Source organism: Rhizobium sp. LjRoot98 (genome assembly GCF_964252935.1).
Taxonomy (GTDB): domain Bacteria; phylum Pseudomonadota; class Alphaproteobacteria; order Rhizobiales; family Rhizobiaceae; genus Pararhizobium.
The window spans coordinates 939,178-965,112 of sequence record NZ_CAXUPW020000001.1 but is presented as its reverse complement, the minus strand read 5'-3'; the positions used below and the strand labels follow the sequence as shown (position 1 = coordinate 965,112).

General features: G+C 58.2%; 28 protein-coding genes. 22 read left to right on the top strand and 6 right to left on the bottom strand.

The annotated features are described in order from the left end of the window. Positions 1–149 precede the first annotated feature (149 nt). The 3 genes from fliF (at position 150) to visR (ending at position 4,260) form a co-directional block, all read left to right on the top strand. Entirely contained in the window at positions 150–1,838 is a 1,689-nt protein-coding gene (fliF, locus tag ACSQ3J_RS04720) for a flagellar basal-body MS-ring/collar protein FliF (RefSeq protein WP_436038740.1), read from the top strand. 925 nt (positions 1,839–2,763) lie between these two features. Further along, positions 2,764–3,504, top strand: a complete 741-nt coding sequence (visN, locus tag ACSQ3J_RS04715; RefSeq protein ID WP_060501318.1) for a transcriptional regulator VisN — start codon at positions 2,764–2,766, stop codon at positions 3,502–3,504. Positions 3,505–3,513: 9 nt separating this feature from the next. Next, entirely contained in the window at positions 3,514–4,260 is a 747-nt protein-coding gene (gene visR / locus ACSQ3J_RS04710) for a transcriptional regulator VisR (protein ID WP_244481777.1), read from the top strand. 37 nt (positions 4,261–4,297) lie between these two features. Here visR and ACSQ3J_RS04705 read toward each other — a convergent pair whose 3' ends face one another. From ACSQ3J_RS04705 to motA, 6 genes are all read right to left on the bottom strand, one after another. Next, complete coding sequence (locus ACSQ3J_RS04705) at positions 4,298–4,738, bottom strand: hypothetical protein (protein WP_060500214.1); 441 nt, start codon at positions 4,736–4,738, stop codon at positions 4,298–4,300. Positions 4,739–4,743: 5 nt separating this feature from the next. Next, positions 4,744–5,820, bottom strand: coding sequence for a flagellar biosynthesis protein FlhB (gene flhB / locus ACSQ3J_RS04700; RefSeq protein ID WP_060500212.1), 1,077 nt, complete (start codon positions 5,818–5,820; stop codon positions 4,744–4,746). Positions 5,821–6,027: 207 nt separating this feature from the next. After that, positions 6,028–7,059: a flagellar motor switch protein FliG gene (gene fliG, locus ACSQ3J_RS04695; protein WP_060500211.1), complete on the bottom strand. Its 1,032-nt coding sequence runs from the start codon at positions 7,057–7,059 to the stop codon at positions 6,028–6,030. Between the two features lie 28 nt (positions 7,060–7,087). Further along, positions 7,088–7,711, bottom strand: a complete 624-nt coding sequence (gene fliN / locus ACSQ3J_RS04690; protein ID WP_060500208.1) for a flagellar motor switch protein FliN — start codon at positions 7,709–7,711, stop codon at positions 7,088–7,090. 60 nt (positions 7,712–7,771) lie between these two features. Beyond that, entirely contained in the window at positions 7,772–8,719 is a 948-nt protein-coding gene (locus ACSQ3J_RS04685; RefSeq protein WP_060501314.1) for a FliM/FliN family flagellar motor switch protein, read from the bottom strand. Between the two features lie 4 nt (positions 8,720–8,723). Then, positions 8,724–9,602 (bottom strand): flagellar motor stator protein MotA, encoded by an 879-nt coding sequence (gene motA, locus ACSQ3J_RS04680; protein ID WP_060500206.1) that lies wholly within the window; start codon positions 9,600–9,602, stop codon positions 8,724–8,726. A 184-nt stretch (positions 9,603–9,786) separates the two neighbouring features. On the opposite strand from motA, the gene ACSQ3J_RS04675 reads away from it, so the two are divergent. From ACSQ3J_RS04675 to ACSQ3J_RS04585, 19 genes are all read left to right on the top strand, one after another. Beyond that, positions 9,787–10,566, top strand: coding sequence for a DUF1217 domain-containing protein (locus tag ACSQ3J_RS04675; protein ID WP_060501312.1), 780 nt, complete (start codon positions 9,787–9,789; stop codon positions 10,564–10,566). 1 nt (position 10,567) lies between these two features. Next, positions 10,568–11,293: a flagellar basal-body rod protein FlgF gene (gene flgF, locus ACSQ3J_RS04670; RefSeq protein WP_060500205.1), complete on the top strand. Its 726-nt coding sequence runs from the start codon at positions 10,568–10,570 to the stop codon at positions 11,291–11,293. A 75-nt stretch (positions 11,294–11,368) separates the two neighbouring features. Next, the gene (fliI, locus tag ACSQ3J_RS04665; protein ID WP_060508755.1) at positions 11,369–12,763 is read left to right on the top strand and encodes a flagellar protein export ATPase FliI; all 1,395 of its coding nucleotides are present in this window, start codon (positions 11,369–11,371) and stop codon (positions 12,761–12,763) included. A 3-nt stretch (positions 12,764–12,766) separates the two neighbouring features. Continuing rightward, entirely contained in the window at positions 12,767–13,306 is a 540-nt protein-coding gene (locus ACSQ3J_RS04660) for a hypothetical protein (protein WP_060500201.1), read from the top strand. 253 nt (positions 13,307–13,559) lie between these two features. After that, positions 13,560–13,940 carry a flagellar basal body rod protein FlgB gene (gene flgB / locus ACSQ3J_RS04655; protein WP_060501310.1) on the top strand — a complete coding sequence of 127 codons (381 nt, stop codon included), beginning with the start codon at positions 13,560–13,562 and terminating at the stop codon, positions 13,938–13,940. A 5-nt stretch (positions 13,941–13,945) separates the two neighbouring features. Continuing rightward, complete coding sequence (gene flgC, locus ACSQ3J_RS04650; protein WP_060500199.1) at positions 13,946–14,365, top strand: flagellar basal body rod protein FlgC; 420 nt, start codon at positions 13,946–13,948, stop codon at positions 14,363–14,365. Continuing rightward, on the top strand, positions 14,365–14,700 hold the full coding sequence (locus ACSQ3J_RS04645) for a flagellar hook-basal body complex protein FliE (protein WP_060500197.1): 336 nt from the start codon (positions 14,365–14,367) through the stop codon (positions 14,698–14,700). Before flgC ends, ACSQ3J_RS04645 begins: the two co-directional genes overlap by 1 nt. Before the next feature lie 12 nt (positions 14,701–14,712). Next, positions 14,713–15,501 carry a flagellar basal-body rod protein FlgG gene (flgG, locus tag ACSQ3J_RS04640; RefSeq protein ID WP_060500195.1) on the top strand — a complete coding sequence of 263 codons (789 nt, stop codon included), beginning with the start codon at positions 14,713–14,715 and terminating at the stop codon, positions 15,499–15,501. Between the two features lie 110 nt (positions 15,502–15,611). Beyond that, positions 15,612–16,040 (top strand): flagellar basal body P-ring formation chaperone FlgA, encoded by a 429-nt coding sequence (gene flgA, locus ACSQ3J_RS04635; RefSeq protein ID WP_244481805.1) that lies wholly within the window; start codon positions 15,612–15,614, stop codon positions 16,038–16,040. Continuing rightward, a complete protein-coding gene (locus tag ACSQ3J_RS04630) occupies positions 16,037–17,152 on the top strand; it encodes a flagellar basal body P-ring protein FlgI (protein ID WP_060500191.1) in 1,116 nt (371 codons plus the stop codon). Before flgA ends, ACSQ3J_RS04630 begins: the two co-directional genes overlap by 4 nt. A 47-nt stretch (positions 17,153–17,199) precedes the next feature. Continuing rightward, entirely contained in the window at positions 17,200–17,694 is a 495-nt protein-coding gene (locus tag ACSQ3J_RS04625; RefSeq protein ID WP_244481802.1) for a MotE family protein, read from the top strand. Then, the gene (flgH, locus tag ACSQ3J_RS04620) at positions 17,691–18,401 is read left to right on the top strand and encodes a flagellar basal body L-ring protein FlgH (protein WP_060500189.1); all 711 of its coding nucleotides are present in this window, start codon (positions 17,691–17,693) and stop codon (positions 18,399–18,401) included. The genes ACSQ3J_RS04625 and flgH overlap by 4 nt, the downstream gene beginning before the upstream one ends. Before the next feature lie 46 nt (positions 18,402–18,447). Continuing rightward, positions 18,448–18,993, top strand: coding sequence for a flagellar basal body-associated FliL family protein (locus ACSQ3J_RS04615; protein WP_060500187.1), 546 nt, complete (start codon positions 18,448–18,450; stop codon positions 18,991–18,993). Positions 18,994–19,000: 7 nt separating this feature from the next. Further along, on the top strand, positions 19,001–19,738 hold the full coding sequence (gene fliP, locus ACSQ3J_RS04610) for a flagellar type III secretion system pore protein FliP (RefSeq protein WP_060500185.1): 738 nt from the start codon (positions 19,001–19,003) through the stop codon (positions 19,736–19,738). Between the two features lie 319 nt (positions 19,739–20,057). Further along, positions 20,058–21,017, top strand: a complete 960-nt coding sequence (locus ACSQ3J_RS04605) for a flagellin (protein WP_436038729.1) — start codon at positions 20,058–20,060, stop codon at positions 21,015–21,017. 277 nt (positions 21,018–21,294) lie between these two features. Then, entirely contained in the window at positions 21,295–22,254 is a 960-nt protein-coding gene (locus ACSQ3J_RS04600; protein ID WP_112834561.1) for a flagellin, read from the top strand. Positions 22,255–22,590: 336 nt separating this feature from the next. After that, the gene (locus tag ACSQ3J_RS04595) at positions 22,591–23,556 is read left to right on the top strand and encodes a flagellin (RefSeq protein WP_060504871.1); all 966 of its coding nucleotides are present in this window, start codon (positions 22,591–22,593) and stop codon (positions 23,554–23,556) included. Positions 23,557–24,058: 502 nt separating this feature from the next. Further along, entirely contained in the window at positions 24,059–24,715 is a 657-nt protein-coding gene (locus ACSQ3J_RS04590; RefSeq protein ID WP_060504640.1) for a hypothetical protein, read from the top strand. Beyond that, positions 24,712–25,935 carry a MotB family protein gene (locus ACSQ3J_RS04585; RefSeq protein ID WP_060504641.1) on the top strand — a complete coding sequence of 408 codons (1,224 nt, stop codon included), beginning with the start codon at positions 24,712–24,714 and terminating at the stop codon, positions 25,933–25,935. Before ACSQ3J_RS04590 ends, ACSQ3J_RS04585 begins: the two co-directional genes overlap by 4 nt.

Below are 25,935 nucleotides of genomic sequence, written 5' to 3'. Positions count from 1 at the left end.
GTGCCAATCGGGACTGGTAGATTTGCGCGTGATTTGACGAAGCCGCATGTGTCGAATCCATCAGCAACCCGAATGTTTGGATCTGCGCATGTTTACTCCCCAGGCGATGTTGTCTGAACGGAACATGCGCCACTGGGTGCGGAAACAGAATGAATCTGTTGGATCAACTTTCGACGGTCACGAAGAACCTGGCCAGTCTCGGGCAAGGCAAGCTCATCGCGCTGATTTCAGCCGGTGTTGTCGCGGTGGCGATCGTTCTTGCCGCGGGCCTTTACGTCAACAAGCCTTCCTATGAAACGCTGTATGTCGGGCTGGAAAGCAACGATCTCAATCAGGTCAGTGTTGCCCTCGCCGAAGCCAATATCAATTTCGAGGTTGGCTCTGATGGCGCGAGCATTCAGGTTCCGGTCGGCATGACGGGCAAGGCCCGCCTGTACCTGGCCGAACGTGGCCTGCCCAACAGCGCCAATGCCGGTTACGAGCTCTTCGACAACGTCGGTTCCCTCGGTCTCACCTCCTTCATGCAGGAAGTCACCCGCGTCCGCGCCCTTGAAGGTGAAATCGCCCGCACCATCCAGCAGATCTCCGGAATTTCCGCCGCCCGCGTCCACATCGTCATGGCCGACCGCGGCAGCTTCAGAAAAGCCGAACAGAACCCAACGGCTTCGGTGATGATCCGTGCCAGTGCCAACATTGGCCGCAATGCCGCCGCCTCGATCCGCCATCTGGTGGCTTCATCCGTTCCGGGCCTCGGTATTGACGACGTGACGATCCTCGATTCGACCGGCCAGCTCCTGGCATCGGGTGACGATCCTGCCAACAGCGCCATGAATCAGTCGCTTGGCATCATCCAGAATGTCCAGAAGGAAATAGAAAACAATATCGACAAAGCTTTGACGCCTTTCCTCGGCATGGACAATTTCCGCGCCAGCGTCACCGCCAAGCTGAATACCGATACGCAGCAGATCCAGGAAACGGTCTTCGATCCGGAATCGCGCGTCGAGCGCTCGACACGGGTAACCAAGGAACAGCAGAAGTCCAGTCAGCAGCAGGCAGACAATGCGGCGACGGTTCAGCAGAACGTACCGCAAGCCGCTCCGACCGGTGGCGCTACCGGACCTCAGTCGAACGACCAGACCGAGAAGAAGGAAGAGCAGACCAATTACGAGATCAACTCGAAGACCGTCGCCACCGTCAAGAGCAGCTATACACTCGAAAAGCTCTCGGTCGCCGTCGTGGTCAATCGCGGCCGGGTTGCCGCCATGGTCGGCGAGGGTGCCGACCAGGCAAAGATCGACGCCTATATCCAGGACATGCAGAAAATCGTTGCCTCGGCGGTTGGCCTCGACCCGGCGCGCGGTGACATGATCACGCTAACGGCCATGGATTTCGTCAACACGCAGTTGCTCGATGAAGCGGCTGCAGGCCCCGGCATCATGGAGACGTTGACCCGCAATCTCGGCGGCATCATCAACGCGCTTGCCTTCATCCTGGTGGCCTTCCTGGTGGTCTGGATGGGAATGCGCCCGCTGGCTCGCTCGATGGGCCTGACAGGTCCGGGTGTTGCACTCAACGATAACGAACCCGTTGGCCTGGAGTTGCCGGACTTCTCGCCCGCTGCGAACGGCGGCGCCGGAGGAGCGCTAATGGAAGGCTTCGGTTCGGACTTCGGCTTTGACAGCACCGATGACCTGCTCAGCCTCGGCGACGACAGCGAAGGTGGCTTCAACCGGCGCGTAAAGGAAGGCCCGGAACGGCGGCTCGCTCGCATGGTCGAAATCAGTGAAGAGCGCGCCGCCAAGATCCTGCGCAAGTGGGTCGCCGAAAAAGCAGCCTGAGACAGACGCCTTTTTCGTCTCGTATCAAGTACAACGAAAACCCGCCCTTGCCGGCGGGTTTTTCCGTAGAAAAATGCACGGTTCAACTTGAGACGTCAGATGAATGGGAGAGATTTGCCGGGATATGAGCCCGAAGTCGCTCAGGCTATCCGGATTCCTGTCTGCGGCCAGCAACAGGATTTTGCTCTGAAAAAACTAGATGCGGCCCTGTTTTCTGTATTGCCTTCTCACTAAGTGCGGGTTGCAAGAATCGAGTGTTGCTCGAACGATGTAACATGGCGCTCCCGGATTCGTTATATTTAACAAATCGTTAATTTTTCCCTGGGGAAAATCGGGTTTGTCTGCCGTTGTGCGTGGAGCAAGCCAGGTATTGATTCCCAGATTCAGTAATGTTCCGGTTTTAATGAAATATTATTCGGGGGTTATGGCCAGAATTTCTTTAGTTTACGTTTTGTTCTGTAATTTAAACACTCTATTTCGATGATGCAATTTCGCAACAACGCCAGAAACAAATAAAAAAATGAAAACTTGACAAAAGATGAAGATTCAATCGGCGGTGATTTGTTTTGCGATTTTTACACCTGCTCGGAGGTGTTGCGCCGTTTCTCAGGCGAGATTGGATGAGTTTCTGATTGAAGGTTTTTTGAAAATCATAATAATTACATAGATTAAAGAGAATTTTCCTCCGGTTGTTCGCTGAGAGCATTCCTTTTGTCGTTGCCGGAGCGCGAATCGATTCACGGTTCCTCGGAAATGTAAATCCCGATAAGGAGGCAGTAGTTTTTCGCAAGGGGCGATGTACATTTTATGTAGTGATTCGCGTACTGATTCGCTTGTGTCGAAGAATGCGGACGCTTCGATGCTATTGCCGGCGGCGGCGAAGGCGATTTTGAGCACGGACGAATCCATCACGGGGGTTAATGTCATGGATGCTCTACAGACAGAGGTTGCGGCTTGGCCATTGCCAGGGTCGGCGACGCGCGGTGTTGGGCGGGTTCTTTCCAAAGAACAGCTCATTCGCAGGCTTGGCGAATTCGCCGAGCGCGGCAATCTGAGCAAAGGGCTGGCGGCGCTGACGGATTATGTGGGAGCAACCCACTATCTCCTCGCGCGCTATGATTTGTCCCAGGATGACGGTCTGGATTTTGTCGTATGCTCAGACTGGCCGTTCGACGTCGTCAAGCGCCTCGGAAAGGTGATGTCGCAACTCCACTCCAAGACCAATGAGATGGAGAAATGCCTTTCGGTCATGCAGCCGGTGTTCATGGGCCTGCCGGATGACATCGACATCAGCCGTGGGATCAGCCGCGAATATTGCGCCATAACCTTTAATGTCGGCCGCGCGCGGTTATCGCTGATGCTGCTCTTTCCGCAGGACGTCATCCTTTCGCAGGAAAACCTGAGAGATGTCGGTCTGCTGACCGGTTACTTCGCCAGCTTCACGACCGAGCGCGGCGTGCGTTCCGATCGTGATTTCGAGCTGACGGAACGCGAACTCGAATGCCTGTTCTGGATCGCCGAGGGCAAGACCAGCGACGAGATTGCGGTGATCCTCGGTATCTCGCGCAACACGATCAACAACTACATCACCAGCGTTATGCGCAAGACGGCGACGAAGACCCGCTCCGAGGCCATCGCCTATGCCGTTCGCAACAATCTCGTCTAGGAGGCGGCCGTGACCTATTTCCTCCCCCATGCGAGAACGGGCGACGATGCCAAGGCTGGCCGGTTGCAGGCGAGGGCATCCAAGGCGGCGACGCTTGTTGCGCGGTTGCAAGCGATGCAGAAGCAGATCAATGCCAAGAATTTCGCAGTTCTGCGGCTGAATGGAAACGGCCTTCCGGCAACGCGCAAGCTGAGCTGCGTCCTCGACAATTGGGGCGTCGATAGCGAAGCGATGGCGCACGAACTGGTGGCTGCCTATGGTGGCGAGATGCTGGCGCATCTCGATGCGTCGCTTCTGCCGATCCTGTGGAACGGCATGGGCGAGCACCAGACGGCGGAGACGCCGGATTTCGCCCGCTTTACCCAGCGCCTTTCCGCTCGCGTCTTGCCCTATTCCGGGATTGCCTTGCCGGTCAGGCTTGGTGCGCAGGGCAATGGCTATGTGCTCTTCATGGGCAGCTATATCGACGTGTCGAGCGAGGCAATCATCGATCTGCACGGACGCAGCTGCCAGATTATGACCGATCTTCTCGCCGCCGACGAACGGCGCATGCTTCCGTCGGAATCGCTCAGCGACCGCGAAATCGGCTGCCTGCAGATGGCCGGAGACGGTTATATCAGCGAAGAAATCGCCGAGAAGATGGGATTGTCGGTTCACACGGTCAACGCATATCTCGGCGCCGCAACCACCAAGCTGGATTCGGTCAACAGAATCCAGGCGATCGCGAAGGCCATTCGTCTCGGTTATATCAGCTAAAGGGATTTTTCGGCCGTCATGGCCGGGTATCCGAAGATCAGCTCGCAAGAGCGGTCGGATAGGATTTGACGAATTTCGCCGCGTTCAGGCTCTGGGCCAGGAACGCCGTATTCTCGTCCGGATCGGTGGACGGGCTTTGAAAAGCGATATGGTTGATTTCGAGACCGGCTGTGTCCTTGCCCAGGGCAAGTTGTGCATAGACGGTGACGCCATCCGGCTTCAGTTCGAGATCAAGGGTGATCTCTGGCTCCGTGCCCCAGTCCAGGGAATAGTTGCCGCCGATACCGAAGTTGACGGTACCGGGCAGAAAATAGAGTTCTGCGGCCGATGACACCAGGTCCGCCAGGCTCCCATGCGATTCAAAACGCAGCATCGCGATAAAGTCGGCGGCATCGATCAGCCGCAGCTCCGTCGCGACAGGACGAATGGCGTCGGCTACTATTTTCTCGCGTTGTTCCGAATATTCGCATTTTTTCATTGGGATCACGTCATCCGTTTCGGCTGCGTTGCATAGATCCGGTGAATGAGTTCAGCGACTGCCTTGTAAAACACCGGTGGAATCACACTATCCACCGAGACTTGCGCAAACATTGAGCGTGCGAGAGGCGGGTCCTCGAAAACAGGGATGCCGTTTTGCTCGGCGATTTCGCGAATCTTCAGCGCGACGAGGTCCTGCCCCTTGGCAACGACGATCGGCGCATCGCCTTCCTCGCGGACATAACGCAGCGCAACGGCATAGTGCGTCGGGTTTGCGATGACGAGCGTGGCCCGCGGAACCGAGGTAATCATGCGCCTGCGGGCCCTGTCGCGGGCAATCGAGCGAAGCCGCGCACGGATGATCGGGTCACCCTGGGATTGCTTCAGCTCTTCCTTGACCTCCTGCTTAGTCATCATCAGTTCGGTGTACCAATGGTGCCGTGTCCAGAAGAAATCGGCGATGGCGATGACAGCGGTCGAGATCAGGATGACGATCATGATTTTGTTGAAGTCCTTCGACATCGTCGAAAAGATCGTCAACGGGTCCGAGAACATCGAATCGAGCGTGGCGTAGTAGTCGTTCCAGAGTGTCAGGACGATGATCAGCGAGACGACGGCCACCTTGGCAAAGGCCTTGGCGAATTCGACGATGCCCTGAATCCCGTAGATCCGCTTGAATCCGCCAATCGGAGAAATCCGGTTCATCTTGGGTGCGACGCGATCAAGAACCGGGCTCGGCAGGTTTTGCAAAATGGAAGAACCGATCCCGAACACGATCAGAAGCACGAAAAAGGGGATCAGCAAGGTGCCTGCCTTCGCGAAGAGGTGCATGATCAATGCAACCACATCGTTCGATGTGTTGAGACGCCAGGCTTCCGGTTGCTCGAAAATATCCTTCAGCGATTCCGCGACCGTGGCGAAGCCCTGCGGCAGGAAGAAAACGACAAAGATGTAGATGGCGACGACGGAGGCGAACATGGTGACCTCGCGCGAGAACGGGGTGTTCCCTTTCTCCATCGCGTCGGTGATTTTTTTCTCGGTCGGCGATTCTGTTTTACTGTCTTTGTCCTGATCGTCCGACATCGGATGAAGACCTCTTGCATGGGGATGCAGCAGTGTTTGCTGTCAAAGCTGTTGTGAGCCGGGGCAGGAGGGCATGCAAGGAAGATATGCGCGGGAAACCAATGCTTCACAGAAAGTAGACGGACACGGGCAGGCGCCCAGCAAAAAGCCCTCCAACCGCGCTTGGTTGAAGGGCTCCAGATATCCGTCCGGCGGTGAAGCGGCCGGTCAGGCGGCCACGGCTTCCTTTTCCTTCAGTTCGATCTGGCCGCTGGCTGCCAGGCGAATGGCTTCCTGGGTGATCGAGCGGCGGGCAATGGCGATATCGCGCGGGTTGATGCCGACGTCGCCGGCCGCTAGATCCGATTCGATCATGCGGCGCTGACGCGCACCAATCGAGGCGAGGACCGATTCGCGCAGTTCCATGCCGGAGCCGCGCAGGGCCATGGTGATGATGTCGCCCGATACGTCGTTGAACAGCTGGACGCGGCTGCGCTGCGGCATATAGAGAACGTCGTCGAACAGGAAGATCTTCGGACGAACCTTCTTGACCGATTCGGTGCTGATCGATTCCAGCGAGGCAAGCAGCGTATCGACCTGGGTCTTTTCCAGCTCGTTCATGACCTCGGCAATCTTGATCGACCCGATCGAGTTCTTTTCGGCGTCCATCTCGCGCATCATCTCGACCACGCGAGCCTCGATGATCTGGGCAGCCTTGGGGCTGACGCTCTTCATGTTGACGGCACGGTTGATGATGTCGGCACGGCCGCTCTCCGGCAGCTGCAGCAGGACCTTTGCGCCGAAGGTCGATGGCATCATCGACAGGACATAGGCGATGGTCTGCGCATGTTCCTTGCCCAGGCTCTGGGCGACGAAGGCCGGGTCGGAATCCTGCAGGCGGTCCCAGATATTGGCTTCATAGGCGGCAAATGCCGTGCGGCGGCCAAGCAGGCCGTCAACTTCGTCCGGTGACAGGCCTTCTTCGAGAATGCCTTCGATGGCCTTGGCATTGTCCATCAGGCCGGCACCTTCGGTGAACAGGTCCTCGAACTCGTTCACCAGGATCTCCAGTTCATGGGGCGGGATCGAGCGGAGCGACTGCGCGGAAGCGATGATGCCCTGCAATTCGCTCTGCGTGAAGAATTTCAACAACTTACCGGCAATGGGCTTGCCCATTGCAAGCAGAACCGCAGCGGCCTTGTCCATTTGGGTGAGTGGCCTTGTGGGCGCTGAAGCCTCGAAATTGTCGAAATCCATCATGGATTGATCCTCATGACCCTAACCGGGTTCAAACTTTACTGGTACCCTTGATTTCGATGAGCTTTACACCGAAACGCGTTTCGTCTTCATCGAGAACCGTGATTTCGCCGCGGCCGATGACCCGGCCATTGACAACGATTTCCACCGGTTCCCCGATCCTGCGGTCGAGTGCGATCGTCGCACCTTCCGTCAGGTTCATCAGGCCGGAGACCTGCATGCGGCTGGTGCCGAGAACAATCTGGACATCGATCGGGATATCCATGATCAGGTCGAGATTGGCCGTCATGCCGCTGCCGGGTTCGCCAGCGGGCTGGTCTTCGAACGTGCCGCCGCCGAATGTGGTTTCGCCGAACGAGCCGGCGTCGAAGCTTGGAGCGGCCGAAGTCTGGGTCAGGTCGGCGAAGCTGTTGCTGGCGCCGAAATCGCCGCCGAAGCTGCTGAGATCAGTTTCGGCCGAAAATGTGCTGCCGAAATCCGATGTCTCGCCAACCGTCGAGGTGGTTGCGAAATCCATGCCGAAATCCGAGGCCGGCGTGGTGCCGGTGGCATCGCTTTGCAGGACGCCACGCAGATCGTCGATGGCCTGATCGAGCTCGGCATCGCCGCCGCTCAGGATCGCCTGGTCTTCTATTGGTGCTTTCTTCGGTGCCATGTGCAAACTATTCCAGTTGAAACTTGCCCCAACCATGTTGCCGGGTAAGGCAGGGGGTTTTTAACTCATCAGGTGGTGGAGAATGTCGCTCTCCGAACCGTGGGTATCCTTGATCCGCACCGTGTATTTTGTGCCAGCGCGCCCGAATTCGCAGATATAGAGATCGCGGCCGTTGGCGTTGATCTCGACGCGCACATCCTTGGCATCTTGGAACGGAATGACGTCGCCGGGCTGAAGGCGGCTGATTGTATCCAGCGTCAGGCTCTGCAGCTTGATGCGCGCTTCCAGGCTTACCGTCGAACGGCGAACCTGCTGTTCAAGCTGTTCGCCCCAGGCGCCCTTGGCCTTGCGACCCTGACCAACACCTTTTGGGAAGACAACGGCCGTTTTCAACAGGGTCTGCTGCGGCACGATGATCGAGAAGGTCGAAAGAACGGGCCCAAGGCCCATCGTCACGTTGATGCAGGCGGCGTAGACATCGGCGACGTCTGGATCCGGAGCCGGCCGCTGGCTGGCATTGTAAGGGCGTCCGACGACGGGTTCGAAGCTGCCGGCAACCGCGACTGCCGATTTCAGCACATCGGCGACCTTTTCGAAGATCATCGTCGCAACATCGAGCTCGATGTTCGATAGCGACCTGGGCTTCGGTTCCTCGATGGCATTTGCCGGCGCGCCGAGCAGGATTTCCATCAGTGTAATGATGACCGGGCTATCGCAGCTGATGACGAAATCGGGGCACCAGTTACGCAACGAGGTGTCGCACAATGCAACGCCATTGCCGAGATTGGCGATCAGCTCGCTCTTCAGGCCCATATCGAAGCCAGCATAGCCGATCTCGATGTCGAGACCGGTCTCGTTGTGGAAAATATCGGGCAGGAACTCGGCAAAGACGTGGCCGAGATCGCTGCACAGTTTACTGATCGTCTTGGTATCGCCGAGCGCACCGGTCATCCGGGCGAGCAGTTTGCGGTCGAAGGTATAGACGTTGTTCTGGGTCGCTGAGGTCATCGGATCAGGCCGCCTTGCTTTCGCCGCCGCCACCAGGGTTCATCATTTCCTGCTCGACGGCATCGATCGACGGACGCTCGTAAGCCGAAATGGTCTTGCGGCCGTATTCGAGCGCAACCTGCGGAACCGAGCCGTTCATGTAGGCAAGCAGCGTCTGTTTGACGATGATGTAGAGGCGGTTCTGCTTGTCGCGAACAGCCTTGATGTTGGCGATGACCGGGCTGGCGACGCAGTAGGACAGGAAGATGCCAAGCATGGTGCCGACGAGTGCGGCGGCGATCTTGCCGCCCAGCACTTCCGGGGATTCGGAGATGGCGCCCATGGCCTTGATAACGCCGAGAACGGCGGCGACGATGCCGATGGCCGGGAAGGCGTCGCTCATGGTGGTCAGCGCGTGATAGGGTTTCATCTTGTCATGGGTGATGGTGTTGATTTCCTCGTCCATCAACGCCTCGATCTCGTGGCTGCGGGCATTGCCGATGATGATGAGACGGACATAATCGCAGATGAAGGCTGTCAGTTCCTTGTTCTTCAGGACAGTTGGAGCCGACTGGAAGATCGAGGATTCGTCCGGATTGTCGATGTGGCTTTCGATCTCGTTGCGCGACTTGGTGCGCAGGTCGCGCATCAGGCTGTAGAGCACGCCCAGCGTATCCAGATAATTGCGCTCCTTCGGCACCTTGTGGGCAAAAGCCTCGCCCAGCGCCTTGCCGGTATCCTTGAGCGTTTTCATGGAGTTGGCCATGATGTAGCCGCCAATGCCGGCACCGCCGATGATGACAAGCTCGAAGGGCTGATTCAGGACCTCCATATGGCCGCCCATGGCAATGAAGCCGCCGAGGATACAGCCCAATGTCAAGAGGAGCCCGATGATGATGTTCATTTCGATACCTGCCGCAATGGTGGATTTTCGACGGTATCGTTAGGCCGTCAGCCTTGCGTGAGGCTGGCTGTTGGCCACTTTTGCGCGGCCTTGCAGGGAATCAGGTTCGCGCAAGCAACAACCGTCAGGTTTCCGTTCAACCGGCGCGCAATGCGTCTTTAAAATGGATGAACGGGGAAACGTCGTGACGACGACTTACACCAGCTACCAGATGATCGCAGGCAATCTCAGCAAGTCGCTGGAGCGGGTGTCCGAGCAGCCGGATGTGGCGCGCGAGACCGAATATTACCTCGCCAATATCGGCAACGTCAAAACCGTCGACGACTTCTTCGCCGATACGCGGCTCTATAATTACGCGATCAAGGCGCACGGCCTTGAGGACATGGGGTACGCCAAGGCGTTCATGCGCAAGGTTCTGACGGAAGGCGTCGATAAGGATGATGCGTTTGCCAAGCAGCTCACCGACAGCCGCTATTCGAGCCTGGTGGAATCGCTGAACTTTGCCCGCAACGGCACGGCGGCAACCTCTTTCGAGAAGGCCCAAAAGGGCGTGGCGGACAAATACATGCGCCAGACCCTGGAACAGACCGCAGGCGAAGACAATGCCGGCGTCCGGCTGGCGCTCTATTTCGAGCGCACTGCGCCGACCATTACCAGCGCCTTCGGATTGCTGGCCGACGACGCGCTGGCGCAGGTCACGCGCACCCTGCTGCAGATGCCGGACGAGTTTGCCGCTGCCGATATCGACAAGCAGGCAGCCGCCATCGACAAGGCAATCGATATCAAGGATTTCAAGGACCCGGCCAAACTGTCGAAACTGCTCGAACGGTTTACCGCTCTTTGGGAACTCAACAATTCTTCGGACCCTTATGACCCGCTGGCCGTGTTTGGCTCATCCAGCGGTTATGGCATTTCCTCCGATCTCCTCCTTTCCATCAATACACTGAAACTCGGGGGACGCTGAAATGCAGACCGGTCTCTATGTTGCCGTCTCTTCGCAGATGGCGCTTGAAAAACGCATGAACACGCTGGCCGACAATGTCGCCAATTCCAGTACCGTCGGCTTCCGCTCGACGGAAGTGAAATTCAATCAGGTGCTCGGTGACACGCGCCCGACGAAGGTGTCGTTCGTGTCCGAGGGCAAGGAATTTCTCAATACCAACAATGGTGGTCTGAGTCAGACGGGCAATCAGCTGGATTTCGCCGTCAAGGGGGACGCCTGGTTCCAGATTGAAACGCCCGGCGGCTTGGCGCTGACACGCGATGGCCGCTTCACAATGACGGAAACGGGCGACCTGGTCACGCTGCGCGGATACCCGGTTCTTGATGCAGGCGGCGCGCCGATCCAGCTCAACTCGCAAGCCAGTGAAATCAAGGTTGGTGCCGATGGCGCCATTCAGCAGGATGGAACCCAGGTTGCAGTGCTCGGGCTCTACGAAGCCAATTTCGCCAATGGCTTTGCCCGCCATGACAACAGCGCCGTAATTCCAAACTCCGCACCGGAGCCGGTTGTCGATCGGTTCGATGTCGGCGTGATGCAGGGCTATGTCGAGGAATCCAACGTCAACCCGGTTCAGGAAATGTCGCAGCTGATCATGGTATCGCGCGCCTTCGAAAATATCTCGGCGTTGATGCGCGACAGCGAAACGTCGCTGAGCGAAGCGATCAAGACACTCGGCGGCAGCAAGTAGCATTTCAGATTTTCGACAGGACCAACGCCACGCCCCGGTGCTTTTCCGGCATTGCGGCAGACGGCAGGAACCGGCATGCAGAACGACAAGATCCAGATCAGCAATTCGTCGACATCGCTTGCAGCGCTTGGCGGCCTCGTCGGGCGCTATTCCAATCCGGAATTCTCGATCGCACCCGGCGGCCACGTCCAGTCGATTTCGGCGGGATATTATACCGTCACCGGGCTGTCCCGGCATGTCCGCCTTGGCGATTTTGTAGCCCACAAGAGTTCAACCGGCGTCCATCTTGGCGAAGTCGTCAAGGTCGAGCAGGAAACAGTGGTTGTCTGCCCGATCGAACCGGGCGATCCGATCGGCATTCATGACACGGTGATCCGCAAGGGTGCCTTCCGCATTGCGCCGACGGAAAGTTGGTGCGGACGCACGATCAATTCGCTCGGTGAACCCATTGATGGACGCGGCCCCCTGCTGCAGGGCGATGTCCGTCGGCCGATCTCCAATACTGCGCCGCCGTCGATGACCCGCAAGCGGGTCGAGCACGGATTTCGTACCGGTGTGCGGGCGATCGACATCTTTTCTCCGCTCTGCCTTGGCCAGCGTCTGGGCGTCTTCGCCGGTTCCGGTGTCGGCAAGTCGACCTTGCTGTCGATGCTGGCGCGTGCCGATGCGTTCGACAAGGTTGTCATTGCGCTGGTCGGCGAACGTGGCCGTGAAGTCCGCGAATTCATCGAGGATACGCTCGGCGAAAACCTGTCCAAGTCGGTCGCCGTAGTCGCGACCAGCGATGAAAGCCCGATGCTGCGCAAGATGGCGCCGCTGACGGCCATCACCATTGCCGAGCACTACCGCGACCAGGGCGACAACGTGCTTCTGATCGTCGACAGCGTCACCCGTTTTGCCCATGCCATCCGCGAAGTCGCCACCGCATCGGGCGAGCCGCCGATTGCCCGCGGCTACCCTGCGTCGGTCTTTACCGAGCTGCCGCGGCTGCTGGAGCGGGCAGGTCCGGGTGCGGAAGGGGCGGGGACGATCACCGCGATCATCTCGATCCTCGTCGACGGTGACAATCACAACGATCCGATCGCAGACTCGACCCGCGGTATTCTCGACGGCCATATTGTCATGGACCGCAGCCTTGCCGAGGAAGGGCGCTACCCGCCGGTCAATCCGCTTGCTTCCGTCTCGCGCCTGGCGCGAAAAGCCTGGACGCCGGATCAGGAAAAGCTTGTCGGGCGGCTGAAGTCGCTTATTCACCGCTTCGAGGAAACGCGCGATCTACGCCTGATCGGCGGTTACCGGCCGGGCAGTGATCCGGATCTGGACATGGCGATCAAGCAGGTCCCCGTCATCTACGACATTTTGAAACAGACACCCGGCGAGCGCCCGGCCTTCGATGCGTTCACCGACCTCGCCAATGCGCTGAAGGCGGCAGCCAACGCCGGTCAGGTCGGAAACATGCGGAGGGGATAGGTCATGATTGATTATGACGCCGATGAAATCGTGCCGCAGCGCAAGCGTAGCGAACGCACGCCGCTGATCGACAAGGCTTTGGGTGTGACGGGTGTTGCGCTCGCCGCGGCTGCCACATTCTTTCCCTGGTATGCCTTCCTGCACCAGGACAAGTTCTCGATGCCGGCACTTTGGCAGGGCAATACGCGCGATGTGCCGGGTCGCGAAGGCCCGGGCGGTTCCGCATCTCCGACAGCCATGTTGGAGCGCGATGCGGCGACACAGTCTGCCATCGACCAGCTGACGACTGCCACGGTCCCGAATTCTGAGGGGCCTAAAAAGCCCGGCGTCCAGGATGACCTGGAACAGCCATTCCCTTCTGCGACCAGCTTCAAGCTGATGCACGTTGCCAACGGTCGCGCATTGATCGAAGACAGCAACGGTATGTACATTGTCCGTATTGGCTCCGCACTTCCCGACAACAGCCGGCTTGCCACACTGGAGCAGCGCGACGGGCGCTGGGTGATGATCACTTCCAAGGGGGATGTTTTTCAGGCGGATTGATCTGACGATCAGGCTGATCAAACCTGTGATTCTTGATCATCGAGTATGATCCATGCTTTCCGGTCCTTTGACCGGAAATGGGCAAGGCCGTTCGCACTGCCGCTCCCGCCTCTTGTGCCGGGCAGGCCAATGCAGTGCCAAAAAGCATCACCTTGCAAAGCCTGCCGCCGCCGCGCTTCCAATACGCCATCCAATTCAGTCCCACGCAAGATTGCGTACCTAGGTTCTCCAGCAACAAGCATGGAGTCGCATGATGCAACCTATACAGCTTTTCGATCTCGCGTCCCGGCAGGCGCAATGGCTGGCAGTCCGCCAGAACGTCGTCGCCGGCAATGTCGCCAATGCCAACACGCCGCATTACGCAGCCAAGGACGTCAAGCCGTTCGAAAGCGTGATGCAGCAAACCGGCTTTCAGATGGCAGCCACCAATCCCGCGCACTTTACCGATGGCAGCAGCGCCGCGCAGGTGACGGAAACCAGCATGCTTGACGATGTCGAGGTTCAGCAGTCGGGCAACAGCGTCCGGCTGGAGAAGGAACTGATGAAAACCGGTGAAATCAAGCGCGACTATGAGCTCAATGCGGGGCTCGTAAAGGCGTTTCACCGGATGATGCTCATGACGGTACGGAAATAACGGCGATGGATCCTCTCGTTTCAGCTCTCAAGGTTTCGGCCTCCGGTCTCGAAGCGGAATCGACGCGCCTGCGCATCGTTTCCGAAAACATTGCCAACGCGCGCTCCAGCGGTGATGCGCCGGGCACAGATCCCTATCGCCGCAAGACGGTCAGTTTCGCAGCGGAAATCGATCGCGCCAGCGGCGCCTCCACCGTTGAAGTTCAGCGCCTGGGAACGGACGATTCCGACTTCTCCGTCGAATTCGATCCGGGCAACCCGGCAGCCGATGACAAGGGCATGGTCAAGATGCCGAACGTCAACGTGCTGATCGAAATGGCCGACATGCGGGAAGCAAACCGCTCCTACGAGGCCAATCTTCAGACAACGAAGCAGGCACGTGACCTGATCTCCGCAACAATCGACCTTCTCAGGGCATCACAATAATGATCGACGCAATCAAGACCATCAACGCGGCAATTTCGACCGTCAAGGACGCGACGTCCACGTCGAGCGCTTCGTCGGCCCAGAGCATTCTCGGTGGCGCGGCCACTGCTGGCAAGTCGCAGAGCTTTGCCGAGGTGATGGGCAACATGGCGACCGAGATGACCAACGGCTTGAGGCAGTCGGAAGTCAACTCGATCCAGGGCATCCGCGGCGAAGCCAATACCCGCGAAGTCATCGATTCCGTGATGAACGCCGAGCAGTCGCTGCAAACCGCCATCGCCATCCGGGACAAGGTCGTCAGCGCCTATCTCGAAATCGCACGCATGCCGATCTAAAGGAAAAATGTAATGAAGGCTCTTTCGATCGCCGCGACAGGCATGAATGCCCAGCAGCTGAACTTGGAAGTGATCGCGAACAATATCGCGAACATCAACACGACTGGCTACAAGCGCGCACGGGCCGAGTTCTCCGACCTTCTATATCAGACCGAGCGCGCCCAGGGCGTGCCGAACCGCGCCAACCAGGCGATCGTTCCGGAAGGCGCCATGATCGGTCTCGGCGTGCAGACGTCCGCCGTCCGCAATCTGCATCTGCAGGGCAGCCTGATCAGCACGGGCAACAGCCTGGATATGGCGCTGATCGGCCGCGGCTGGTTCCAGATCGAGACGCCGGATGGCGAGACGGCCTATACCCGCGCCGGCGCTTTCAACACCAATGCGGATGGCCAGCTCGTCACCATCGATGGCTATACGGTCGTTCCGGAAATCACTGTGCCGCAGAACGCCAGCGAAATTACCGTCAGTGCGTCCGGTGAAGTTTCAGTCCGTGTGGGTAACGACACCACGCCGACCGTGCTTGGCCAGCTGACGATCGCAAACTTCGTCAACGAGGCGGGCCTCGAGCCACAGGGCGACAATCTCTTCAAGCAGACGCCGGCTTCGGGCGAGGCCGTGATCGGCACTCCGGCCGATCCGGGTTATGCCCAGATCAAGCAGAAATACCTCGAAGCGTCGAACGTCGATCCGGTCAAGGAAATCACCGACCTGATCTCCGCTCAGCGCGCCTATGAAATGAACTCCAAGATCATCCAGGCCGCCGACGAAATGGCCGCGACGGTCAGCAAGAACCTGAGATAAAAGAGGGAGTGGCAAACATGACGTTTCGCCGGACTGCCAATCTGCCGCGGCTTAAGGCTGTCGCTACCTGCGGGAATTTGATTTTGCGGGTGCTGGGCGTCACTGGCGTCATGTGTGCCGGACTGCTGTCTTCGCAACCGGTTCTGGCCGAAAGGCGCATGGCGGTCATTCCGACCCAGACGATCTATCCTGGTGAAGTCATTGATGCCCATCGTTTGGAAGAGGTCGAGGTCACTAACCCGGCTCTGACCGGCGACTATGCGGTCTCGGCCGACCAGGTGACTGGCAAGGTGACGAGCCGCACCCTGCTTCAGGGGCGCGTCATTCTCGTCTCTGCATTGCGCGAGCCTTATGCGGTCGAGCGCGGAAAGGCGGTCCGGATCGTCTTTTCCAACGGCCCCCTCACGATCACAGCCGGCGGTGCGCCGCTGGAAAATGCCGCAGTCGGCGATCTGATCCGGGTGCGCAATACCGATTCCGGCATCATCGTCTCCGGAACGGTGATGGACGACGGTACAATTCACGTGGTGGCAAAATGATCTTTCGTTTCGGCAAATGGTGCCTGGCAATCGCTGCGGTTCTTTCGATGACGATCGCGCCGGCACAGGCCGCATCGCGCATCAAGGATATCGCCTCGTTACAGGCTGGCCGCGAAAACCAGCTGATCGGTTATGGCCTGGTGGTCGGACTTCAGGGTACCGGCGACAGCCTGCGCTCCGCGCCGTTTACCGCGCAATCCTTGCGCGCCATGCTGCAGAATCTCGGTATTTCGACACAGGACAACGAATCCCGTTCGAAGAACATTGCGGCGGTCCTGGTTACTGCCAACCTACCGCCTTTTGCCAGCCCCGGAAGCCGCATCGACGTGACGGTTGGGTCGCTTGGTGATTCCACATCGCTTCGCGGTGGCACGCTGGTCATGACGTCCCTTTCCGGCGCTGACGGTCAGATTTATGCGGTGGCGCAAGGATCGGTCGTCGTGACCGGTTTCAGTGCGCAGGGCGATGCCGCGTCCATAACGCAGGGTATCACCACATCCGGCCGCGTTCCGAACGGTGCGATCATCGAGCGTGAACTCCCAGCCAAATTCAAGGATGGGTTCAATCTTGTTCTGCAGTTGAGAAATCCGGACTTTTCGACTGCGGTCGGCATGGCGGCTGCCATCAATCGTTACGGCAAGACCCAATTCGGCGGTAGCATTGCCGAGGCTCGTGATTCCCAGGCCGTCGTCATCGACAAGCCGAAGATGGCTGATCTGTCCCGCCTGATGGCCGATATTGAGAATCTCGTTGTCGAGACCGATGTGCCTGCGCGCGTGGTCATCAATGAGCGAACCGGCACAATTGTCATCGGCCAGGACGTGCGGATCAATCAGGTCGCGGTCAGTTATGGAACATTGACAGTCCAGGTAACCGAAACGCCGACCGTCGTGCAGCCGGAACCATTCTCGCGCGGCCGTACCGAGATTGAGCCGAACACGACAATTCAGGCCTCCGAGGACGGTGGCACGGTGGCTATCCTCAACGGCTCCAACCTGCGTTCGCTCGTCTCCGGCCTCAATAGTATCGGGGTGAAGCCGGACGGCATCATCTCAATTCTCCAGGGCATCAAGACAGCGGGTGCCCTTCAGGCGGAGCTTGTCTTGCAATGATGACCCATCGTCTACCCAGCGTTTCCAGTGGCCTGCGCCGCCGCCTGATGATGATCGCCGCCGGCTGCACCATGTTGGCCATTCCCGGCGCGTTCGCTCAGGAGGTTGCCGCACCGGCCGCAGCTATTCCGGCCAATGGCGACGAGATCCAGCGGTTCTGCACCAACATCGCCGACGCGGCACGTGACCAGCGGTATCTTTTGCAGAAGAAGGATCTTGAGAAGCTGCAGTTCGAGATTGATGAACGCATCGCGACGCTCGAGAAGCGCCGCTCCGAATACGAGGACTGGCTGAAGCGCCGTAACGATTTTCTCAAGCAGGCGCAGATCGGTCTCGTCGGAATCTACAAGACAATGAAGGCGGATGCGGCGGCGGCCAAGCTGGAGCTTGTCAATCCCGGTGTCGCTGCGGCGATCATCATGTCGCTTCCACCGCGCCAGTCGAGCCTGATCCTAAGCGAAATGAGCAATGAGAAGGCAGCGGTCGTCACCAATGTCATCTCGAGCGCCACAGACCCGGATACATCGAAGGAACCGTCATGAGATATCCGATTTCGGTTCTTCTTGCCGCCAGCATGCTGGCAGGTTGCCAGAACCAGACATTCAACGAGATCGGCAGGGCTCCGGCCATGAGCCCGATCGGTAGCGGACTGCAATATGCGCAGACGCCGCAGATGGCGATGTATCCGAAGGAGCCGCGCCAGGTCATGAACGGCTATTCGCTCTGGAGCGATAATCAGTCGGCCCTGTTCAAGGATGCCCGCGCGCTGAAGGTCGGCGATATCCTGACTGTGGATATCCGCATCGACGACAAGGCCTCGTTCGACAACAAGACGGATCGAAGCCGCACCAATGACAGCGGTTTCAAAATCGGCGCCAATGGTAAGTCCCAGACGAGCGACTTTGGCTGGAATGGCGGGCTCGACTATGGCTCGAACACCAAGTCGAAGGGCGAGGGCACGACGGAGCGCTCCGAAAAGCTTGTCCTCCTGGTCGCAGCTGTCGTCACGGGCGTTCTCGAAAACGGCAATCTCCTGATCAGCGGTTCCCAGGAGGTCCGCGTCAACCACGAAATTCGCATTCTCAATGTCGCCGGCATCGTACGGCCCTACGACGTCGATGCGAAGAACATGATTTCCTACGAGAAGATTGCCGAGGCACGCATCTCCTATGGTGGGCGCGGCCGGTTGACCGAGGTTCAGCAACCGCCATGGGGCCAGCAGGTCATGGACATCGTTTCGCCGATCTGACGGCAGGCAGTGCCGCGTAAGCGCCAACTCTTGATGGATTTTGAAGATGGAAGAAGCCGATCTCGCCACTGGCGGCCCGAAGAAGTCGTCGCCGGTCATCATGATCGCCGCGCTTGCGGTTCTGACAATGATCGCCGGTGGCGGCGGCTGGCTGATCGGTGGCATGCTGGCGCCCAAACCGCTGACCGCCGAAGAGGCCAAGATCGTCGAGGACGCCAAGGCAGCAGTCGCCCTGAAAAACGCCGGCCAGAAACCCGAGGGCGAAGCCGGCAAGAAGGACGAAGGGTTGCCGAAGATCGCAACCGAGGCCAACGGCGTCGTGCAGCTTGACGCGATCACCACCAATCTTGCCTATCCGACCGAAAACTGGATCCGGCTTGAAGTTGCTCTTCTTTTCAAAGGTGCGCCCGACGTGGCGATGGCGGAACAGATACATCAGGACATCGCTGCCTACCTCAAAACTGTGTCACTGCAGCAGATACAAGGGCCACGCGGATTCCAGTATCTCAAGGATGACATCGAAGAACGGGTTGACCTTCGCTCCGAAGGGCGCGTAACCAATGTCATCTTCAGGACATTCGTTATTCAATGATTCGCTCATGATCCGGACTATCGCATTCATAGCCGCCATGGTGGCGATGTCAGGTATCGCGGGAGCGCAAGGCTTTCCCGCCGATATCCTCAACACGCCTATCGACGGCTCGGTGGCGTCGTGGATCATCCGCACATTCGGCCTTTTGACCGTCCTGTCGGTCGCGCCTGGCATTCTCATCATGGTGACGAGCTTTCCGCGCTTCGTCATTGCGTTTGCGATCCTGCGCACCGGCATGGGGCTCGCTACCACGCCGTCCAACATGATCATGGTCAGCCTTGCGCTGTTCATGACTTTCTATGTCATGGCGCCAACCTTCGACCGGGCCTGGCAGAATGGCGTCAATCCGCTGCTGCAGAACCAGATCACGGAAACGGAGGCGATGACGCGCATCTCGGAACCGTTCCGCGAATTCATGCTCGCAAACACCCGCGACAAGGATCTGCAACTGTTCATCGATATCGCCCAAGAGAAGGGGCAGACTGTCGTCGTCGGAGACAAGGTCGATCTGCGTGCCGTGGTGCCGGCCTTCATGATTTCGGAAATCAGGCGCGGGTTTGAGATCGGCTTTCTGATCATGCTGCCGTTCCTGGTGATCGACCTGATCGTTGCCACCATCACCATGGCCATGGGCATGATGATGCTGCCACCGACGTCGATCTCGTTGCCTTTCAAGATCCTCTTCTTCGTGCTCATCGACGGCTGGAACCTCCTGGTCGGCAGTTTGGTCCGATCGTTCAGCTGATCTCGCCGTCGTGGTTAACGTTTCGTCTCTTTTTTGAGATGGAAACGTCTTGGCGGAAATTTCCAACTAATTGAATTGTAACAATAATTTTTGATTGTCTGCGATCTTGGCTGCATGCGCGGACAACCGGTGCAGCGCGCATGTCCGCAGGGCATTTAAACATATCGCAACGTTTGCCTGCGACATTGCCCTCACATAACGGATTTGGATTTCCTGACCAACAGGGACCGAGTGGCATGATGCCGAGCCGTTATCACCGGTAAGTATTTAGTCCGGTATGTCCCCAATCTTGTATTTTGTATCTAGAGGGACAACCCCAATGACAAGCATCCTGACAAACTCTTCTGCAATGGCAGCACTCTCGACGCTGCGCTCCATCAGCTCCGACATGGAAACGACCCAGGGTCGTATTTCGTCCGGCCTGAAGGTTGGCACCGCTGCCGACAACTCCGCTTACTGGTCGATCGCAACGACCATGAAGTCGGACAACAAGGCTCTCTCCACGGTTCAGGACGCTCTCGGTCTCGGCGCTGCCAAGACAGACACTGCCTATACCGGTTTGAACGCAGCCATCGACGTTGTTTCCGAAATCAAGGCCAAGCTGGTTGCTGCTCGCGAACCGGGCGTTGACAAGCTGAAGATCAACAAGGAACTGACGGAACTGAAGAACCAGCTGGTTTCGACGGCGCAGTCGGCTTCCTTCTCCGGTGAAAACTGGCTCTACAACGACTCGACTGCTGCCCTTGGTACCAAGGAAATGGTCGGCTCCTTCACACGTGACGCTTCTGGCAACGTTGCGGTTGGCGTTCTGAAATTCGATGCTTCGACATCGGTTCTGATCGACACCAAGGATGCCACAAAGGGTCAGCTGACCAAGGACATCTCTGTCACCCAGCCGAGCGGCGCAACGACGGCTGCTGCCACATACCGCCTGGTGAGCGCTGGTGGTACAGGTGCGACGGGTACCGTCATTGAACTGACGGCAACAACCAGCGATGACAACATCGAAGGCATGATCAGCGCCGTCGACAAGATGCTGACCAACCTGACGGACTCCGCTGCAACGCTGGGCGCTACCAACAAGCGTATCGGTATGCAGGACGACTTCATGGCCGACCTGATGGACGTGATCGACAAGGGCGTCGGCCGCCTCGTCGATGCCGACATGAACGAAGAGTCGACCCGCCTCAAGGCCCTGCAGACACAGCAGCAGCTCGGCATCCAGGCTCTCTCGATCGCCAACTCGGACTCGCAGAACATCCTGTCGCTGTTCCGCTAATCGAAAAAAGGTACGGGGCCGCCATCCCCCCCAAACGGCGGATCCCGCGACCTATCGAAAACCGCATCTCGCAAGAGGTGCGGTTTTTTCTTTGCCGCGAAAAAATGTTTTCCGTCTTTAGGTTTTCTTTAACCATGTTGGTGTTTTCTATGCCCATCGAAACAGCGGGTTAACCAAAGAAATTAACGCGTTAGCAGGCATGAGGCTGGCCGCTGTTTCCCGGTAACGACCGGAATGTCCCTTCCATTTTCACCTGTTCAAAAGGGGCAGTATTACCATGACAAGCATTCTCACCAATTCGGCTGCAATGGCAGCACTCTCGACGCTGCGCTCGATCAATTCCGGCATGGAAATGACCCAGGGCCGCGTCTCTTCCGGCCTGCGCGTCGAAACCGCTGCCGACAACGCCGCTTACTGGTCGATCGCAACGACCATGAAGTCGGACAACAAGGCTCTCTCCACGGTTCAGGACGCTCTCGGTCTCGGCGCTGCCAAGACAGACACCGCCTACACCGGTTTGAACGCCGCTATCGACGTCGTTTCGGAAATCAAGGCCAAGCTGGTTGCTTCCCGCGAACCGGGTGTTGACAAGCTGAAGATCAACAAGGAACTGACGGAACTGAAGAACCAGCTGGTTTCGACGGCGCAGTCGGCTTCCTTCTCCGGTGAAAACTGGCTCTACAACGACTCGACCGCTGCCCTCGGTACCAAGGAAATGGTCGGCTCCTTCACACGTGACGCTTCTGGCAACGTTGCGGTTGGCGTTCTGAAATTCGATGCTTCGACATCGGTTCTGATCGACACCAAGGATGCCACAAAGGGTCGGCTGACCCAGGACATTGCTGTCACCCAGCCGAGCGGCGCAACGACGGCTGCTGCTACGTATCGCCTGGTCAGTGCTGGTGGTACCGGCGTAACGGGTACCGTCATCGAACTGACGGCAACAACCAGCGACGACAACATCGAAGGCATGATCAGCGCCGTCGACAAGATGCTGACCAACCTCACGGATGCTGCTGCCACGCTCGGCGCCACGAACACCCGCATCTCGATGCAGGACGACTTCATGGCCGACCTGATGGACGTGATCGACAAGGGCGTCGGCCGCCTCGTCGATGCCGACATGAACGAAGAGTCGACCCGCCTCAAGGCCCTGCAGACACAGCAGCAGCTCGGGATCCAGTCGCTCTCGATCGCCAACTCCAATTCGGAAAACATCCTCTCGCTCTTCCGTTAATCGGAACAGGCAAGACGATAGCGTCGGCGAGCTAAGTTCACCTTTGGCCCGCCGGATAGCCTACAAGCCGCGTCCCACAAGGGGCGCGGCTTTTTCGTGCTTGCTTACCTCGTATCGCGGTCGTTAACGAAATGGCAATTGATCTTTATTTTTGTTCATTTTGATTACGCACTTGCTAACGCGCTTAATGATTTGTTAACCATATGATTGTTAAGTGTTCGTTAAGAGCGATAGGCTGTCCCTGGGCAAAACATGGGGCAGTTTGCATGACGCTGGTCCCGTCGCTGCCGGTCCGATCCGGAATGTTCCGTTTAATTTCGAACTGGGGCAATGACCATGACCAGCATTTTGACCAATTCCGCCGCGATGGCGGCTCTCCAGACATTGCGTTCGATCAATACGAACATGGAAGAAGTGCAGAACCGCATTTCGTCCGGCTATCGCGTCGAGACCGCAGCCGACAACGCTGCATACTGGTCGATCGCGACCACCATGCGCTCCGACAACGCCGCTCTCTCGACCGTTCAGGACGCGCTCGGGCTGGGTGCTGCGAAGGTTGACACATCCTATGCCGGTATGAGTTCCGCCATTGATGTCGTGTCCGAGATCAAGGCCAAGCTGGTCGCCGCACGCGAACCGGGCGTGGACAAGACGAAAATCAACAAGGAACTGACCGAGCTCAAGAACCAGCTGGCATCCGCAGCTGAATCCGCGTCGTTCTCGGGCGAAAACTGGCTGTACAATGACAGCACGACGCCGGCGGGTACCAAGTCCATCGTGGCATCCTTCAACCGCTCGACGAACGGTACGGTGTCGGTGTCGACGTTGGACTACGACACTGCTGCGTCAATCCTGATCGATACCAAGGATGCCTCCAAGGGGCAGTTGACCAAGGGCGTTGTGGTCACGCAGCCGAACGGCACGACGACCGCAACTGCAACTTATAAGCTGCTTGCGTTTAGCGGCGGCACTGCGGCGGCAGGTAATGTCATCGAACTGACGGCTGGCACCAGCTATGATGATATCGAAGGCATGATCAAAGCTGTCGATGCCATTTTCAGTAGCTTGACCGACTCCGCTTCGACGCTCGGTGCCATCACCAGCCGCATCGACATGCAGGAAAACTTTGTCGCCAATCTGATGGATGTGATCGACAAGGGCGTGGGCCGTTTGGTGGATGCCGACATGAACGAGGAATCGACCCGGCTGAAGGCGCTGCAGACGCAACAGCAGCTGGGCATTCAGGCACTGTCGATTGCCAACACCAATTCCGAAAACATCCTGCGTCTGTTCCAACAGTAAGCCTGAACGCGCCGGACCGGCGGGCATGAAACCGGTCTCGGCACCCCTGCCGCCGTTCCCCCTTTCGTGAGGGGACGGCCTCTTTTCCGCCAGGCCGCCGGTCATCGGCAGGTGGAAACGGTTGGACCGCGCCTATTGCCCAGGTGCGGTCCAACACCTTTTGCCGGTTTCGCCTGCCGGAGATTTTCCGCCGGGCTGATATATCTCTGACCTACATTTTCGCACAAGTTTGACCGGATAGTCTCCAATCGCAGCCATCCTCATCCGGGTTGCCAGCCAAGATGATTGTTGTGCTGCCGTTGTATGCTGTCTGTACTGCCGGTCCTTCCGGCGGCAGGCTGGTACGGATTGAAAATGTTCGGGCCTGCGGCACTCCTGCTCCGCTGGGTCCTGAAGGAGACATTCCGGAAGTGTCACAGACTTTTGTTTTCAGGCTTGTTAGCCCAACGCGGTCCGTATGGATGGCTGACCCGGTCTTGACCACGGACTGTGGAGGCCGCCGATGAGCGCGTCCATCTCCCGCTATCTCAAGGATTTCAGCGCGCCGAAGGTCGAGCTGTCCCTGGTTCCGCCAAGGTATTTTCCGGATCTGGACGACGACTTCCCGGCTGATGGTGCTTTTGTCATGAAGCCGCAGGCCCAGCCCCAGATCGATATTGACGCCGAGCGCAGTGAGGCGTTCGCGCAGGGGCGGCGGGAAGCGGAAAAGGAGCAGCTTGCGCTTCACGAGGCTGAAATCAGCGCACTGAATGCGCGCCACGCTGCCGAACTTGAGGCCATGCGCGTGCGCTGCGAAAACGAAATCGCCGCGATGATCTACGATCGCTTTTCCGACATGGGGTCGCAGCTTGCGGCTATGCTGTCAGATCAGACGGCACGGGTGCTGGCGCCCGTCATGGACAGCGTGCTGCTGCAGAAGTCTATCGCCGATCTCGCCCGGATGATCACCTTGTCGATCGGCGCCGGCGAGGGCGTCAAGATCACCGTCAAGGGGCCTGCGCCGCTCTTCGAGGCGCTGAAACGTCACCTCAATGATGAAACCCTGATTTTCCGTCACCTGGAAACCGACGATGTCGATCTTTCGGTCGAATTCGGCGATTCCATTCTGGTGACGCGTATGGCCGCCTGGGCCGATACCGTAGGCAAGGTGCTGGCATGAGCGAGAATGACGGCCACCACCACGGCAAGAACGAAATCATCATCATCAAGCGTCACAGTGGCGGCCACGACGGACATCACGGTGGCGCCTGGAAGATTGCCTATGCCGACTTCATGACGGCGATGATGGCGTTCTTTCTCGTCATGTGGTTGATCAATGCCGCCAACCCGCAGACGAAGGCGGCGCTCGCGTCCTATTTCAACCCCGTGCAACTGACCGACGCAAAGCCGTCCGAAAAAGGCGTCAAGCAGCCGGCCAAGGATGCCAAGGGTGAAGAAGACCAGATGAAGTCGAAGGTCGATGGAACGGAGACGAAGACCGGCGGATCGGCGAAAAGCGGCGATGACATGACTGCGACGTCAGGCGAGGAAACCCAGTATTCCGACGCCGACTTCTTTGAAAATCCCTATTCGGTCATGTCTGAAATCGTCAACGAAGTCGGCCGCAATGCCAATATCAGCGCCAAGGGTGAGGGTGGCGCATCGACGTCTGGACCCGCGACCGGTGCAGATGGTGGCGAAGCCTACCGCGATCCGTTCGACCCTGACTTCTGGACGAAACAGGTCGAGTTGCAGAACGCGGAAAAAGGTGGCGACAGTCTCGAAGCCAAGGCTGGTAACGGTCCGGCGGACGCATCCAAGCAAGAGATTGCAGCCTTGGCAGATCAGTCCGAGGCCGCCAAGAAGGATGCATCGGACAAGTCCGCAATTGATGCGCCTGCTGCCGCCGAAAGCACGACGCCGGTCAAATCCGGTGAAGATGCCGCCAAGTCCCTTAAGGCCGATATCGAAAAGGAAATCGGCGGTTCCGCCGGTAAGCTCGCCGAAGGTCTGTTGGTAACGCCAACGGAGGGAGGGCTTCTGGTGACGATCAGTGAGCAGGCCGACACGCCGATGTTCGGGCTCGGCTCGGCCGTACCTGAAAAGGACATGGTCATCGCCATGGAAAAGATCGGAAAGCTCCTATCGGCTCGCAGCGGCGCCATTGCCATTCGGGGCCATACGGACGCACGGCCGTTCAAGAAGGGCGCCTATGACAATTGGCGGCTGTCGTCCGATCGCGCCCAGAGCGCCTATTATATGCTCATTCGCGGCGGCCTTGCGGAGAGCCGCGTCAGCCAGATCAGCGGCTTTGCCGACAAGCGCCTCCAAGATACCAAGGATCCGCTGGCACCGGCCAATCGTCGTATCGAAATCCTGCTGCAGACGAACCAGGGCTGA